We start from the raw sequence: 15727 nt of genomic DNA on the forward strand, positions 1-15727 counted from the left end.
GGCACGGGACAGCGTGAAGCCGGCAAGGCTACAGAATAACCCGCCGATGCAAAAGATCATTCTGACCTGTGCCCGGCCACAGAAACGCACGCGCTCCACTGTGGCGAGGGAGCTTGCTCTCGCTGGGCTGCGTAGGCGCTGTCGAGTGCAACGAGACTGCGATCTTTATCCGCCCAATTGAGTCCAGAGCGAAAGATCAAAAGATCGCAGCTTTCGGCAGCTCTTACAGGACGCGCCCCAGCGGGAGCAAGCTCCCTCGCCACAAAAGCGCCCTTTGCCACGGTGGGTGCCCACCCGTCACCAACCTGACTGAAATGTAATCACCCGCCCTTCCCGCCTGTGTCATCTTCTTTTCAAACCTGCAAATCGACTGACGGATTTCAAACGGCATGCAATCAAATACTTCCCGGAGAACCTTCGTAAAAGGCCTGACCGCCGGCGGCATCCTGGGTGGCCTGGGGTTGTGGCGAGCGCCCGTCTGGGCAGTCACCAGTCCAGGCCAGCCCAACGTGCTGACGGGCACCGAATTCGATTTGTTCATCGGCGAAAGCCCGGTCAACTTTACCGGCACCCCACGCACCGCCCAGACCATCAACGGTGGCATTCCCGGCCCGTTGCTGCGCTGGCGCGAAGGCGACACCGTGACCCTGCGGGTGCGCAATCGCTTGAAGGACACCACCTCCATCCATTGGCACGGCATTTTGCTGCCGGCCAACATGGACGGTGTACCGGGGCTGAGTTTCAAAGGCATCGAGCCCGACGGCATGTATGTCTATCAGTTCAAGGTCCGGCAGAACGGCACTTACTGGTACCACAGCCATTCCGGTTTCCAGGAACAGTCCGGGGTCTATGGCCCGCTGGTGATCGACGCCAAGGACCCCGAGCCGTTCCAGTACGAACGGGACTATGTGGTGATGCTCACCGACTGGACCGACGAAGACCCCGGCGACATCATCCGCAAGCTCAAGAAACAGTCGGATTACTACAACTACAACAAGCGCACCGTCGGCGACTTTATCGACGATGTGAGCAAGAACGGCTGGGCCGCCACCGTGGCGGATCGCAAGATGTGGGCCGAAATGAAGATGAATCCCACGGACCTGGCCGACGTCAGCGGCGCCACCTACACCTATCTCATGAACGGCCAGGCGCCGGACATGAACTGGACCGGCCTGTTCAAACCCGGCGAACGGCTTCGCCTACGCTTGATCAACGGTTCGTCCATGACCTACTTCGATGTACGCATTCCGGGCCTGAAAATGACCGTGGTGGCGTCCGACGGGCAGTACGTCAAACCGGTGAGCGTCGATGAATTGCGGATCGCCGTGGCCGAAACCTACGACGTCATCGTCGAGCCAACCGCAGAGGCCTACACCTTGTTCGCCCAGTCGATGGACCGCACCGGGTACGCCCGCGGCACCCTCGCCGCCCGGGCAGGTCTTGCAGCACCGGTGCCTGCGCTGGACCCTCGACCGCGGCTCAGCATGGATGACATGGGCATGGGCGACATGGCCGGTATGGACCACGGTTCCATGCAAGGCATGGGCAACATGCAGTCCCATCCGGACACAGAGAAAGACAACCCGCTGGTGGACATGCAGGCCATGAGCGTCAAGCCCAAGCTCGACGACCCAGGCATTGGCCTGCGCAACAACGGTCGCAAGGTCCTGACCTATTCGGACCTGCGCAGTACCTTCCCCGACCCGGACGGCCGCGAACCGGGGCGAACCATCGAATTGCACCTGACCGGGCACATGGAGAAATTCGCCTGGTCGTTCAGCGGCGTGAAGTTCTCCGACGCCGCGCCGCTGCTGCTCAAGTACGGCGAACGCCTGCGCGTCGTGCTGATCAACGACACCATGATGACTCATCCGATTCACCTGCACGGCATGTGGAGCGACCTGGAGGACGAGAACGGCCAGTTCATGGTGCGCAAACACACCATCGACGTACCGCCAGGCTCTCGCCGCAGCTACCGGGTCACCGCCGATGCCCTCGGGCGTTGGGCGTATCACTGCCATCTGCTGTTTCACATGGAGATGGGGATGTTCCGTGAAGTTCGGGTGCAGGAATGAGGAGCCGACCATGACCACTGTTTTTCAATACCCCATGGTGCTTATTGCCAGCCTGACCCTCGGCGCCACCGCCTCGGCCTGGTCGGCGAGCAACGATATGCAAGGCATGGATCACAGCCAGATGCCGGGGATGGACCATGACCAGATGCAAGGCATGGACTCGATGCAGGGCATGGAACCGATGCAGTCGGCACCGACCACCAGCCGCACGCCGATCCCCGAACTGACCGACGCCGACCGCGCTGCCGTCTACGACGATCATGGCGGACACGCAGTGCATGACAGCGCGATCAATTCGTTCTTCCTCATCGATCAACTGGAATGGCAGGACGCCGATGCCGGCAGTGCCCTGAGCTGGGACGCCTCGGGTTGGATCGGCGGCGATATCGACCGTTTGTGGCTGCGCTCCGAAGGTGAGCGCCTCAATGGCAAGACCGAAGAAGCGGAACTCCAGGCCCTGTGGGGCCACGCCATCAGTCCTTGGTGGGACGTAGTGGCCGGCGTGCGCCAGGACTTCAAGCCAGGCGACCCGCAAACCTGGGCCGCCTTCGGTGTGCAAGGCATGGCGCTCTACAACTTCGAAGCCGAGGCCACCGCGTTCATTGGTGAGGGCGGCCAAAGCGCGGCGCGCCTGAAAGGTGACTACGACATTCTGCTGACCAATAGATTGATCCTGCAGCCCACCGCCGAGGTCAACTTTTATGGCAAGAACGATCCCGCCCGCGGCGTCGGCTCGGGGCTATCGGACACCGAACTCGGCGTGCGGCTGCGTTATGAAGTCCGCCGTGAATTCGCTCCGTATATCGGTGTGACCTGGAACCGTGTCTACGGCAATACCGCCGACTACGCCCGTGAAGAAGACGAAGACCGCAGCGAAGCGCGCCTGGTATTGGGCCTGCGCATGTGGTTCTGACCCGCTGATCTGTTCCACTGAAAACTAAAAAAACGAGTTGTAGGAGTCCTTGCATGTCATTACTCAAAACCGCTGTTGTTGCTGTCACGCTGTCCGCCGGCCTGTTGCTCAGTGGCTTGGCCCAGGCCCATCCGAAACTGCTGTCCTCCACCCCCGCCGAAGGCGCAGACGGGGCGGCACCGGCGAAAATCGAACTGCATTTTTCGGAGAACCTGATGACCAAGTTTTCCGGCGCCAAGCTGATGATGACTGAAATGCCCGGCATGGCGGCCCATCCGCCGATGCCCATGCCGGCCAAGGTGTCCGGCAGCGATGACCCCAAGACCATGGTCATCATCCCCAACACCCCGCTCACCGCAGGCACCTACCAGGTGCAGTGGCGCGCGGTGTCATCCGACACTCACCCGATCACCGGCAACGTCACGTTCAAGGTGAACGTGATTCGATGAGCGAGGCCATCAACATCGCTCTGCGCTTCGCCCTGTACCTGGATTTGATGTTGCTGTTCGGCCTGGCCGCTTTTGGTCTCTATAGCCTGCGTGGCAAAGAGCGGATGTCGGGGGCGGTGTTGAATTTCACGTCGTTGCTGCTGACGACGACCGTGCTCGGCGTGCTGCTGTCCGTGCTCGCCATGGTGGGCATGGCCCGTGCCATGAGCGGTATTGCGGATTGGGCCGAGCTGTGGCCGCACATTGAAATGATGGTGTTCGAGACCGACGTGGGTTGGAGCTGGAACCTGCGGATCGCGGCGCTTGTGCTGGCCGGTTTCGCGGTGACGCTCAATAAACGTTGGCCGACCGCCAGCTTGGCACTGGTCCTGCTTGGCGGCGCCGTGGCTTTGGCGACGCTGGCTTGGGCAGGGCACGGCGCCATGGATCAAGGTGAGCGCCGCACCTGGCACTTCATCACCGACTTTTTGCATTTGTGGGCAGCGGGTGGCTGGCTCGGCGCCTTGGCCGCGTTTGCCCTACTGCTGCGCCAGGCCGAACCTCGGCAGCCGGTACTGGCGCGGACGCTGACCGGGTTTGAAACCGCCGGGGCAGTGATCGTGTTGGTGATCGGCGTGACGGGGGTGGTGAATTATCTGTTCATTGTCGGCCCGAATGTCGAAGGGCTGCTGGACAGCACCTATGGTCAGTTGCTGGCGCTTAAACTCGCCTTGTTCGCAGCGATGTTGGTGTTCGCCGCGCTAAACCGTTTTCATCTGAGCCCACTGCTGGAACAGGCCCGGCAGACCGGGGAGCACAGCGTCGCGGTGAATGCCTTGCGGCGCAGCATGATTCTGGAATTGTGCACAGCCGTCCTGATACTGGGGTTGGTGGCATGGCTGGGGACGTTGAGCCCGGCAATGGAGTAGCAGCGATTTATCCCCGCCGTGTAGAGCAAATCCTGTGGGAGCAAGGCTTGCCCGCGATGAACGATAACGCGGTTCAGCTGTTAGACCGCGGCGCGGCCATCGCGAGCAAGCCTTGCTCCCACAGCGGGGATAAATTCCCTCGCCACAAGAGCACCGAACCTTCATTGATCGGGCGCCATATTTAATTTTTCAATACCCCCCGCCAGTTTTCAGTTTGCCCCCGGCAATCGACCCCAGCCTAAATGGCACTTTATCCAGCCAAGGCTTTGTTATGGAAAACGTTCGAACTTCAAGCACCCACGCCGTCTGGCTGATGGTCAGTGTGGTGCTGGTGGCGCTGAACCTGCGGCCTTCGATGGCAGCGGTCGGGCCATTGCTGTCGGCCATTCGCGGCGAAGTGCCCTTGAGCTTCAGTACCGCTTCGCTGCTGACCATGTTGCCGGTCATGGCGATGGGCCTGGCGATGTTCCTCGGGATGCGCATCGCCCTGCGCATCGGCGAACATCGCACCATCGTCCTGTCGCTGTTGATCATCGGTATTGCCACGGCGTCGCGCCTGTACCTGGACAGTGCCGCGCAGCTGATCGCCAGTGCGGTGGTGGCCGGGGTCGGCATCGCCCTGATCCAGGCCGTGATGCCGGCACTGATCAAGTCGCGCTTCGCCGACAACGTCTCCCTGTTCATGGGGTTGTACGTCACTTCCATCATGGGCGGGGCGGCGATTGCCGCGTCGTTTTCCCCCTTCGTCCTGACGCAGACCGGCAGCTGGCGCATCGGCCTGGCGATCTGGGCATTGCTCGCGCTGATCGCCCTGGGGTTCTGGTACGCCCAGCGCGCGGTTGTCACGCCCCTGCCCGATGCCCCGACCCGCCACCAGGAATCATTCTTCGCCAATGGCCGGGCCTGGCTGCTGGCAATTTTCTTCGGCCTGGGCACCGCCTCCTACACCTGCGTGCTGGCCTGGCTGGCGCCGTACTACGTGGAAAAAGGCTGGAGCGAACAGCACGCCGGCCTGCTGTTGGGCTTCCTCACGGCGATGGAAGTGTTGTCCGGCCTCGTCACCCCGGCGATTGCCAACCGCAGCCAGGATAAACGCCTGGTGTTGGCGGTCCTGCTGGCGTTGATCATGGGCGGTTTCTGCGGCCTGATCCTCAGCCCGGAACGCTTCAGCCTGTTGTGGCCCTGCCTGCTGGGGCTGGGTATCGGCGGCCTGTTCCCAATGAGCCTGATCGTGTCCCTCGACCACCTGGACAACCCGCGCCGGGCCGGTGGCCTGACGGCGTTCGTGCAAGGCATCGGTTACCTGATCGCCGGGCTCTCGCCGTTGATTGCCGGGATGATCCGCGATCAGTTGGGCAGCTTCGAATGGGCCTGGTGGTCACTCACGGCGGTCATGGCACTGATGATCGTGATGGTGTTGCGCTTCAATCCCAAGCAATACGCGCGGCATATCAGCTAGTCACCGAGGTCGGTCCCACTCGCATGTACTCAATCACAGGAATAAAGCCTCGATGAAATCCGTCGGTTTTGCAGCCGCTCACTGGGGCATGCTCATCTGGGCAATGCTGATCGCCTCGTCGTTTTTTGCAGCGGCACAGGTCAGTCAGTCGATTGATCCGATCTTGCTCACGGGCTTGCGGCTGCTGTTTTCCGCACTGATGTTCCTGCCGTTGCTGCTACTGAAAAACACCTCGCCCAACTCCACCAGAGGCCTGCTGGCCCATGCCGTGCTCGGCCTGCTGCTGGCGACTTACTTTGGTTCGTTATTCGAAGCATTGCGCTACACCTCGGCGGTCAATACCGCGACGCTGTACACGCTGGTGCCGTTGATGACCTTGTTTTTCGAAGCGTTCCTGTTGCCCAGTCCAAGCCTCAAAACCCGCTTGCTGCCCATGCTGATCGCGGCAATCGGCGCTGTGTTGCTGACCCTCAAAGGCTCGGCCCCGGGGCAATTGCCCACGCTCTATCCCGTGCTGGTCTTCGGTGCCGGTTGCCTGGCGATGGCGGTGTATTCACCCCTCAGCCAACGGTTCAAAGCCACGGCACTGAAGGGCCGGGACCCGGTGGCGATGACGTTCTGGAACATGTTGTTCGGTTCACTGTTTCTGCTGGTGTTCTGCCTGTTCAGCGGCGGCTGGCGCAGCGGCCTGCAGCTGTCGACGCTGGATATCGGCTGGCTGGTATACCTGGCACTGTTCGGTACCCTCGCCACTTTCTGGCTTCTGCACCGGGCAATCGGGGTGATCGCGCCATCCACGGTGATTTCTTATGTTTACCTCAACACCCTGTTCGTAACGGTACTCCACTGGTTCTGGCTCAGGCAGCAACCGATGATGATCGAGATCATCGGCGCCGCGCTGGTGGGTGTCGGCATGCTGGCACTGGTGATCAGCAGCCGTAGCACCAGGACCGTTACGGCCTGAGGTCGATCAGTACGTCGATGCTGGGCGAGGCGAAACCGGGCTCCAGCGCTCCAGCTCCCGCTCAAGGAAAGCCGCCACCGCCAATAGCCGTTCTTCCTGCCAATGAGGCCCGACAATCTGAATGCCGATGGGCATCCCGGTCGACGGGTCGAACCCGGCGCGAATAACCACCGCCGGTGAGCCGCTGAGGCTGAACGGGAACACGAAGGCATACTGGCCCCGATCCTTCAGGGACTCCCCATGATGGAACGCGACGTCCGGGAATACCGGGCAGATAAACAGATCGTGCTGCTTGAAGAACTTCGCCAACTGATAGCGAAACGTATCGATCATGATCCAGTCGCGCTTGACCTCATCCACGCTCAGCTCCACCGCCTCGCTCATGTCCAGCAACTGGGTAATGGCCGGCGTATAGCAGCGCTTGTTCATGGACTCGAACAACTTCCGCCAACCGCGCCCAGCATCGGCCCCCGTGATGAAGACCCGCCACAGCACATCGCAGGCTTCGTCGAGCATCGGCGGCGCTTGCGTGCTCACCTGCGCCACCACTGGGCTCAGGCACCGTTCAACCTGTTGCAATACCTGGCTCACAGCCTCACTAACCGGGGTCCGGCTCGACTCCGAGAACAGCGCGACCCGCAGGCTGGCCAGCGGCTCGCTGTCGACAAACGGCACATCGACGGTGTCCGGGTCATGCCCATCGGCACCGCTGATCAACTGCCCGAGCAGCGCCAGATCATCGACATAACGCCCCATCACGCCAAAAGCTGAGGTCATATGAAACAGCCCGGAGCGGTCATTGGGAAACTGGCCGGTCAACGGCACTCGTCCCTGGGTCAGTTTCAGGCCGCAGATACCATTGAAATGCGCCGGTATCCGTACACTGCCGCAGGCATCGGAAGCCAGGCCGGCCGGCGAGCACCCAGCAGCAATCGCCGCCGCTTCACCGCCACTGCTGCCACCGGCCGAGCGTTGCAAATCGTGGGGGTTGAGGGTGCGACCGTAGATCAGGTTCTCGGTTTCAAAGGCCATGCACAGTTCAGGCACATTGCTGATACCCAGAATGATCGCACCGGCCTGCCGAAGTCGGGCAACGGCCGTCGCGTCTTCCTGGCTGACCTCGCCCAACAGTTCCCCCAACCCGCGGGACATCTTGAACCCACGAACATGGAGGACGTCCTTGATGGTGAGGGGAATACCGTGCAGCGGACCACTGAACTGGCCAACACGCGCCATCTCGTCAGCCTCGCGGGCCTGGCGCCTTAGATCGTCCACAGGCGCCAGTTGGATCAGTGCGTTGATGTGCCGGTTACGCTCGGCGATGCGCTGCAGGTAGAACTCCAGCAGTGTGACGCTGGTCAGCATGCCACGTCGAAGCAGACCGGCCATTTCCCGAAGGGTCAGGGTGTCGGGATTGAACATGCTCACGAGGCCTCCTTGCTGCGCAACCACTTGTTGGGCAACAGATACATATTGCGCACTACCAGGGAAAACGCCTTGATCGCCAGCGCAGGACGCCGGTCAATGGCATCCAGGGCCTCCTCAATCATCGTCAGGACATGGCGCAACGCTTCGGGGGTGATGTTCAGCGGCGGATAGAAACGCAGCACCGGGCGATCGGCCTTTTCATTCATCGAATGCCCGGCGTGGACGCCACGCTTGCCCAGTTCCATGCTCATCAAGGCTTCATAGACCGAGCCGCGCAGGCGCAGCCCTGTCATCAGGCCCACGCCCGGCACGTCCTCGACGATACGCGGATAACGCAGGGCCAGCCGTTGCAGGCCATGGCGCAGCAAGCCGCCGTTGACCCGCGACAGTTCCACCAGGTTGTGCTGCTCGATGTAATCGATGGCCGCGAGCGCCGAAGCGCACGCTACCGGGTGCCCGCCATTGGTTCGCGAGTCCGGCTCGATTTCGCTGAGCGGGAACTGGGTGGCCAGTCGCTGGCTGTACATGGCGCAGGCAAACGAGGTGTAACCGCCGGTCAGCCCCTTGGAGAGGATCATGATGTCGGGCACCACGTCGTCATATTGCACGGCGAACCATTTGCCGCAGCGACCGAAACCGGTCTGGATTTCATCCGCCACCAACAGCGTGCCGGTGGCATCGCACAACGCCCGAATGTTGGCCATGTAGCCCACCGCAGGCACCTGCAAATGGGCACCGCCCAAAATCGGCTCGACGTACACCGCACACACGCCCTCGCCCACGGCCTTTTGCAGCGCAGCGAAATCGCCGTAGGGCACGCAGGTCACTTCGGGAGGATCGATACCGTAGCTGCCATGGTTCTGTTGCTGGCCAAGGATGCTCATCGCCGCCAGGGTCTTGCCGTGGTAGGAGCCACTCATCACCACGATCCCGCGCCGCTGCGGCTGGATCCGCAGCGCATAGCGCAGGCTCTGCTCGACGGCCTCGGCGCCCGACACCATAAATTGCACATCGCCCCAGTCCCCTGGCACCAACTGGCACAGACGCTCGGACAGTTTGTCCTGAAGCGGGTGGTGCCGGCCTTCCGGCACCCAGGCCATCTGAATCAATTGCGCCTGCACCCGCTCGAGCACCGTCGGGTTGCGGTGCCCGACGATAAACACCCCATAGCTGCACGCGCAGTCGATGAAGCGCTTTCCGGTGTGGTCGGTGACATGGATGCCATCGGCCTGTTGCTCGACGCTGGTCTTGCCCAGGCGATACAGTTTGGCCGCCGACGCGCTCCAGTGCCGCTGGCAGTCATCCAGCAGTTGTTCATGCGGCCTGAGTAAGGACATGGCTCAAGGTCTCCTTGATGAGGTGGGCAGCACGTTGAATCTGTTCGGGGCGGGCAGTGATCGGGCAGCGAAAAATCAATTCGCGGCCACGGGGAGCGCTGACATAGACGCCTTGCTGGTAAAGCGCTTCGCAGAGCACGGCCGGTTGCAGGTCATCGGCCAGCGGCAGGCTAACCCAGGCCCCCACGGCCACCGCACCGAATGGAGCAAGGGTTTGCGCCAGTCGCTGGCCGTTTTCATGGCATTGCCGGGGCGAATCGTGAGCCTGCACATAATCCAGAGCGGCCAGGGCCGCCACGCAAGCCATCGGATTGCCGGCCGTGGTGCTGCCGTGTTTGGCCGGGCTGCTGCGCCCATAAACCTGCCAGGCCATGCGCTCACTGCAGGTATAGGTGCCGATGGGAATCGCACTGCCGCTCAGGGGGCCACCGAGTACGACAATGTCCGGGACGGGGCGATAACGCTGAAAACCGAACAGCGAACCCAGGCTACCGAGGCAGCTGTGGGTGTCCACCGCGATGACCGGCACCGACGCCTGTGCCGCGCGGGCATGCAACTGCTCGATCAACGCAGGTTCAAGCAGTTTCAGTCGGCCGTTTGCATCGGTGCGGGTATTGCTGTGGCACACCGCAAAACAATCACTCCAATCCACCGTATCCAGGTCAGGGAGATGACGAATCGCCGCCCGCCTGAACCCCAGAAAACTCTGGACACCCAGATCGCCTGGCGCGGCATTGAGACAACGTCCGTAAGTCAGCGATCCGTAATCGCCACCCTGGATAAACACGATGGTGTTGCCCTTGGGCTTGAGCCCCTTGCACAACTTCAAGGCACCCTCAAACGCCTCGTCGCCGGAGCTGCACACATAAGAGCTGGCCAGCGGCGCGGGCAGCAGCTCGGCCAGGCGTCGGCACAAGGCAATCAACGGTTCGGACATCAGTACCCGGTTGGACAAACCCATGATGTCCGCCTGGCGGCTGACCGCCTCGATCACTGACGGCACCTGGAAGCCGAACCCGCCGGTCAGGTCGATGATCTGTCGGCCATCGCCGTCGAGGTAGGTCTCGTACTGCCCGCTGATAATTTGTTTGTTGTTTTTCATGAGGAGTCTCAGCGATAGCTCAAGGCGTTGAAGATGCGCCGACGCTCGTCAACGATGGTTTCACGACCGTGCATGACCCGACGGTTATCGATCATCACCACGTCGTGGTCACGCCAGCCAACCGGGCAGGTGTACTGGGCGGACACCTTCTCGATCTCGGCCAGGAACCCGGCCGGAATCGGCTGTCCGGCCACCGTATCGATCAACGGCGCCTCGTAGTTAAAGGATGGCCCCAGGATGCTGTTGGCAAAGGCCGGACGCTGGCTGAAAGCGGATGTCAGGATCGCCGGGGTGCTGAAGGCGTAGTGAATCGAATCATCGACCGGGTTGAAGGAAATCAGGGTCTGCGGGTCATTCCCGATGATTTGCAGCAGGTCCTCGATGTCGACGGCCGCGGGGTCCGACAAGGTCGGCGAGTAGTGACAGACCAGGCGGCGCCACTTTTCGCCCGCCACGGTACGGCTGTAGCGAATAGGGTTTTCTTCAAAGAAGGTGCGGCAGCCTGGAGAGAGTTTCGCCAGCACCTTCTCGCCATCACACAAGGTGGTCTGCGACCCCTTGCGCGGTGCTTCCTGGCAATAGAACCAGGTCATGTCCGGCCAGAACGGCGAGTTGCCATTCTCGCAATGCAGGCCGACCGCCTGCCGCCCTGCGTCAACCAACTGTGCAGCGCCACCGACCATGATACGGGCCGGATCCAGGCTCAGCCGCGAACTGTTTTGCTTCACATAGGCGCTGAAATCCTCGGCGCTGTGAATACAGTTACGAAACAGCACGACACCGTAATGCCCCAGCAGCTCGTACAGCTCAGCCTTGCCCAGGCTGGCGAAGTGATGCGCCTCGACGATGGATACGTCCGGGTTTTCACAGTGAAAGGCAGGTGTGCTCATTGGATGCATTCCTTTGCAGAGTGGAAAAAGCAGTGGCGATATCGGCGCGTTTCGGCCGACCGGTGACGGTATAAAGCTGCTCGATCAAGGGGTCGTCCTGGGTCAACAACCAAAGTCTGCTCGGTCGTTCGATATCGGAGAAGCGTTCGGCCGACCAGGCGACCAGTTCATCTCGCGCCGGTGTCGACTCGACACACAGCAACGCCACCAGACCGTGGTGCTCATCGAAAAACACGGCGGCGTCGTTTACGCCCGGGTATTTGCGATACTCCAGCTCGACCTGTTCCGGGCTGACGTTGCGGCCATTGGGCAGGCAGATCACGTTCTTCTTGCGCCCGTGCACGTAGAGGTAGCCATCGGCATCCAGCATCCCCAGGTCTCCGGTGTCCATCCATCCGTCATCGGACATGGAGCAGGCGCTGGGGTCCGTCCCCGAGTAGCCGCTGAACAGTGAGCTGCTCTTGACCTCGATGGTCTGGTCGGCGCCGATACGCACCTGGACATGGGGTAACGGTTTGCCGACGCTGCCCAGGCGCTGCTGTTCGAAGGTATTCATGCTGACCACCGAAGCGTTCTCGGATAGCCCGTAGCCCTGGAACACCTCAATGCCCTGCTCAGCCAGACCGCGCAGGACATCGATACTGACCGCCGCGCCGCCGCAGGTGATGTGCGCGCCCGATTTCAGGTAGCGCGCCAGCCGCTCGCCCTGCTCCCCCCCTTCGCTCAATTGCCCCAGGAAGCGATTGACCATGACCGGAGGCACCGTCAGGGCCGTTGGCTGGACTTGCAAGATCCAATCGACCAGGCGCTGCGGTGACGCCCCCGGCTCGCCGAGCAACGCTTCGCCCGACGGCAGAAAATGCACGGTCCCGCCAGCCAGCAACGGCAGGTACGCAGCGGTCACCTGTTCGAGCAGCAAACTCAAGGGTACCAGCGACAGGTAACGACGATGAGCATCGGCTGGCATGCGTTGGCGCAGCGATGCCAGCACCGCACCGACCGCCTGGATACTCAGGCGCACACCTTTTGGCCGGCTAGTGGTGCCCGAGGTGTGAATGATTTTACAGATCCAGTCACCGTCACCCTCCGGCGTTTGCAGCAAAGGCTGCTCGATCACCGGTTCGCTGATGCGTCGCAGGCGACTGTCGGGGAAATTCAGCTTCCAGCGCTGCGCCAACGTTCGCTGCCCAGCGGCATCCACCAAAAACCCGTCGCAACGCTCGGCCAAGTGTTCGGCCTGGGATTGGCTGAACGCCAGTGGCAACGGCAACGCGGTAATCCCGGCGAACAGGCACGCCAGGTCGGCCACCAACCAGTCACTGCTGTTACGCGTCGCAATCCCCAGCACCACATGATCGCCATCGGCCCTGCTGGGGAAACGCCGCTGCAATTCAGCCGCCAGATTAAGCGACCGATGTTCCAGCTCGCCGTAGGTCAATTCCATAGGCTCGTTGCCCGATGCCGACCAGTCCACCGCACAGACGGCTTGGCGATTGGCCTGCAACGCTTGTTGCAATTGATTGATGAACCCGTCGCTCATGGCTGCGCCCTCGCCAGAGAATCGCTGGGCAGTTGAGTGAATGAGGTATTGAGGGTCATGGCTGCGAAACGCGAGCGCTGCGGGTCCACCCGGATGAAACCGGTCACCGGCAACTTGGAGTAGTAGGTCCCCCAATTCTTGCCACCATCGTCGGTCAGGCGCATGGGATCTGCAGTCAGCAGCGGCTCGAAATCGATCTGGCAACTTTCCATCATTTGCCGAACGCGGGGTGTAACCGTGCACAGTAGGTAATGCCCGCCCATGCACCAGGACAATAAAGGAATCATGTTAACCAGAATCATTCCGGCCGTCAGGTGATGGGAGACCAGGTTGCCGATCTCGACAATGTTCGAGCGATCGATTGTTTTCCCCAAGCGCTGGGACAAAATCTCGTCAATCGGTTGCGCCAGGTATTGCTCGGAAAAAAGTGTGCGGTGGTCCGCAAACGTAATACCGGCGCAGGCAAGAATACGATCTGTCGAATCCTGAGTGACCGCAAAGTATTGTGGATTCGGTTCAACCGACGCCGAATAAGAACTGCGAAATTTCTCCGTTACTACTTCAGTGGCTTGCACCCATAACGGTGTCTTAGTTTCCGCGACACGTATTTGCATTTCGTCTCCTCCGCCCTTGTGCAGGCATTCCATGAAAAGCGAGGCGAGCATATTTAAGAAAATTCCCACAAGCCATTTAAAAACTAAATTGCTTCCGCTAATATATAAATAAATACCTTTGTCATAAAAGCAAAGGATGCTACCGGATGGATTACGACGAGAAGGATCTTATGCTCAATAGTAATTTGCTTAGAAAGCTGGACATGCAGGACCTGATGGTGTTCGTCGCGGTGTACGAGCAGAGCAGCGTTACCGAGGTGTCCGAGAGCCTCTGTGTCAGCCAGTCAACCGTGAGCTATTGCCTGAAAAAACTCCGCACAAGCTTCGAAGACGAGTTGTTCATCAATACCCGTAGTGGCATGCAGCCCACGAACAAAGCCACCGCCATGTACAACCACTTAGTTAAAATCCTCAAAACAATTAATATATGCCATTCAGGCATTCAAGCATTCGACCCGACCCAGAAAGAAATAACATTCAATATCTGCGCACCTGAATACTTTGAACTTATTATCCTCCCAACGCTGGTAAAGCGCTTTATCGGTAGCCGTTTCCCAGTCATTATCAACATCCAAAAGTTCCACAAAGACATTCCAGTCGATGAACTATTGGACGGCCGCTTCGATCTGGTTATTTGTTTCGGCCCCGACTTTCATCGCGACGCAAAAGTTTTACGATCACACGTATTGCTGGAGGATGAATTGGTCTGCGTGGTCGACAAAGACTTCGCACTGGAGCAAGAGGAGTTCAGCCTGGAGACGTTTGTCGCGTGCCAGCATGTTTTTCCAACGCCCTGGACGTCCGACACCAACATGATAGATGGCTGGCTTGCCCGGCAAGGCTATAACCGACAGATTGTCGCCCGGGCCAACAGCTACGTGGCGGCGCTTAATATGATCAGCGGGACCGATTTCATCCTGACCCTGCCTCGGCGTATTCAGGCGTTGACCTGTGACGAAGCCCGGTTCAGCCATCGCAGACCACCGGCGGGTTTACCGAACTTCACGCTGGATATGATGTGGAGCGAAAAACCGGGCCAGGACAGCGCCAACATCTGGTTTCGCGAACAGATCATAAAAGTATGCGCCGAGGCCGGCCTATTTTAATCAGCCAGGGAGCCACTCGAATCGTCGGGCGGCTCCTTGAGACTTTTTATCAGGCAAAAAAAAATCCGGAAATCCTCACTTTCGTGGGCCTTCCAGACTTTTAAAACTGCTAAAAATGGTGGGTCGTGTGGGATTCGAACCTACGACCAATTGGTTAAAAGCCAACTGCTCTACCAACTGAGCTAACGACCCGCTGTGTGGTGGCGCGTATAATACTGATTTCTAAGGACTATTCAACACCTAATTTGAAATAAATCAAAAATAAGGGGTTGGATCGCTCACGCCAGCCGCTGCGAAGCCTTCTGCACGCAGGCGGCAGCTGTCGCACTTGCCACAAGCACGGCCCTGATCATCGGCCTGATAGCAGGAAACGGTAAGCCCGTAGTTCACCCCAAGCTTCACACCGGCCTTGACGATGTCGGCCTTGCTGAGATTCTGCAGCGGCGCCTGGATGCGGAAGCCCTGCCCTTGCACACCGGCCTTGGTCGCCAGGTTGGCCATGCGCTCGAAGGCTTCGACGAACTCTGGGCGGCAGTCTGGATAGCCGGAATAATCCACGGCATTGACGCCAATGAAAATGTCGCGAGCGCCCAATACTTCGGCCCAACCCAGCGCCAAGGACAGGAACACGGTGTTACGCGCCGGCACATAAGTCACCGGGATGCCTTCGCTCGGTGCTTCGGGTACGTCTATGGAACTGTCGGTCAGGGCCGAGCCGCCAATGCCGTTGAGGTTCATGCCGATCACTTTGTGCTCTACCACACCCAAGTCCTGGGCAACCCGCTCGGCGGCCTGCAGTTCAGCGCGATGGCGCTGGCCGTAATCGAAACTCATGGTGTAGCAGCGGTAGCCCTCGGCACGGGCCATGGCCACGACAGTCGCCGAGTCCAGGCCACCGGACAGCAGGATGACCGCACGTTTTTGCACAATGTTCGATTGTTC

The 15727-nt window shown here is 60.2% G+C and carries 14 protein-coding genes and 1 tRNA gene; 7 read left to right on the forward strand and 8 right to left on the reverse strand.

Annotation, left to right across the window (positions count from 1 at the left end; translation table 11 throughout):
- Window positions 1-389 precede the first annotated feature (389 nt).
- From ACA047_RS23240 to ACA047_RS23265, 6 genes are all read left to right on the forward strand, one after another.
- Window positions 390-2075, forward strand: a complete 1686-nt coding sequence (locus ACA047_RS23240; RefSeq protein WP_497353343.1) for a copper resistance system multicopper oxidase — start codon at window positions 390-392, stop codon at window positions 2073-2075.
- A gap of 10 nt (window positions 2076-2085) precedes the next feature.
- Entirely contained in the window at window positions 2086-2988 is a 903-nt protein-coding gene (locus ACA047_RS23245) for a copper resistance protein B (RefSeq protein WP_497353345.1), read from the forward strand.
- 53 nt (window positions 2989-3041) lie between these two features.
- Window positions 3042-3437 (forward strand): copper homeostasis periplasmic binding protein CopC, encoded by a 396-nt coding sequence (copC, locus tag ACA047_RS23250; protein ID WP_497353347.1) that lies wholly within the window; start codon window positions 3042-3044, stop codon window positions 3435-3437.
- Window positions 3434-4345 (forward strand): copper homeostasis membrane protein CopD, encoded by a 912-nt coding sequence (gene copD / locus ACA047_RS23255; protein WP_497353349.1) that lies wholly within the window; start codon window positions 3434-3436, stop codon window positions 4343-4345. The genes copC and copD overlap by 4 nt, the downstream gene beginning before the upstream one ends.
- Before the next feature lie 271 nt (window positions 4346-4616).
- Window positions 4617-5804 carry a cyanate transporter gene (locus tag ACA047_RS23260; RefSeq protein WP_497353351.1) on the forward strand — a complete coding sequence of 396 codons (1188 nt, stop codon included), beginning with the start codon at window positions 4617-4619 and terminating at the stop codon, window positions 5802-5804.
- A 52-nt stretch (window positions 5805-5856) separates the two neighbouring features.
- Window positions 5857-6768: a DMT family transporter gene (locus tag ACA047_RS23265; protein ID WP_497353353.1), complete on the forward strand. Its 912-nt coding sequence runs from the start codon at window positions 5857-5859 to the stop codon at window positions 6766-6768.
- Window positions 6769-6774: 6 nt separating this feature from the next.
- Here the strand turns inward: ACA047_RS23265 and ACA047_RS23270 are convergent, their stop codons facing one another.
- Genes ACA047_RS23270 through ACA047_RS23295 form a run of 6 tightly spaced genes read right to left on the reverse strand, consistent with a single transcriptional unit; the run spans window position 6775 to window position 13679 of the window.
- The gene (locus ACA047_RS23270) at window positions 6775-8190 is read right to left on the reverse strand and encodes an amidase (RefSeq protein ID WP_497360504.1); all 1416 of its coding nucleotides are present in this window, start codon (window positions 8188-8190) and stop codon (window positions 6775-6777) included.
- A 2-nt stretch (window positions 8191-8192) separates the two neighbouring features.
- A complete protein-coding gene (locus tag ACA047_RS23275; RefSeq protein WP_497353355.1) occupies window positions 8193-9533 on the reverse strand; it encodes an aspartate aminotransferase family protein in 1341 nt (446 codons plus the stop codon).
- Entirely contained in the window at window positions 9511-10635 is a 1125-nt protein-coding gene (locus ACA047_RS23280; protein ID WP_497353357.1) for an aminotransferase class III-fold pyridoxal phosphate-dependent enzyme, read from the reverse strand. Before ACA047_RS23280 ends, ACA047_RS23275 begins: the two co-directional genes overlap by 23 nt.
- A gap of 8 nt (window positions 10636-10643) precedes the next feature.
- Window positions 10644-11525, reverse strand: a complete 882-nt coding sequence (locus tag ACA047_RS23285; protein ID WP_497353359.1) for a TauD/TfdA family dioxygenase — start codon at window positions 11523-11525, stop codon at window positions 10644-10646.
- Complete coding sequence (locus ACA047_RS23290) at window positions 11500-13065, reverse strand: AMP-binding protein (protein ID WP_497353361.1); 1566 nt, start codon at window positions 13063-13065, stop codon at window positions 11500-11502. The genes ACA047_RS23285 and ACA047_RS23290 overlap by 26 nt, the downstream gene beginning before the upstream one ends.
- Window positions 13062-13679 (reverse strand): thermostable hemolysin, encoded by a 618-nt coding sequence (locus ACA047_RS23295; RefSeq protein WP_497353363.1) that lies wholly within the window; start codon window positions 13677-13679, stop codon window positions 13062-13064. Before ACA047_RS23295 ends, ACA047_RS23290 begins: the two co-directional genes overlap by 4 nt.
- 170 nt (window positions 13680-13849) lie before the next feature.
- On the opposite strand from ACA047_RS23295, the gene ACA047_RS23300 reads away from it, so the two are divergent.
- Entirely contained in the window at window positions 13850-14785 is a 936-nt protein-coding gene (locus tag ACA047_RS23300; RefSeq protein ID WP_497360506.1) for a LysR family transcriptional regulator, read from the forward strand.
- 116 nt (window positions 14786-14901) lie between these two features.
- On the opposite strand, the gene ACA047_RS23305 is transcribed toward ACA047_RS23300, so the two are convergent.
- Together ACA047_RS23305 and queC are read right to left on the reverse strand one after the other, a co-directional pair.
- Window positions 14902-14977, reverse strand: a tRNA-Lys gene (locus ACA047_RS23305).
- A gap of 63 nt (window positions 14978-15040) precedes the next feature.
- Window positions 15041-15715 carry a 7-cyano-7-deazaguanine synthase QueC gene (gene queC / locus ACA047_RS23310; RefSeq protein ID WP_497360508.1) on the reverse strand — a complete coding sequence of 225 codons (675 nt, stop codon included), beginning with the start codon at window positions 15713-15715 and terminating at the stop codon, window positions 15041-15043.
- Window positions 15716-15727: the final 12 nt, after the last annotated feature.

The sequence above is a fragment of the Pseudomonas sp. LBUM1664 genome (assembly GCF_059695895.1).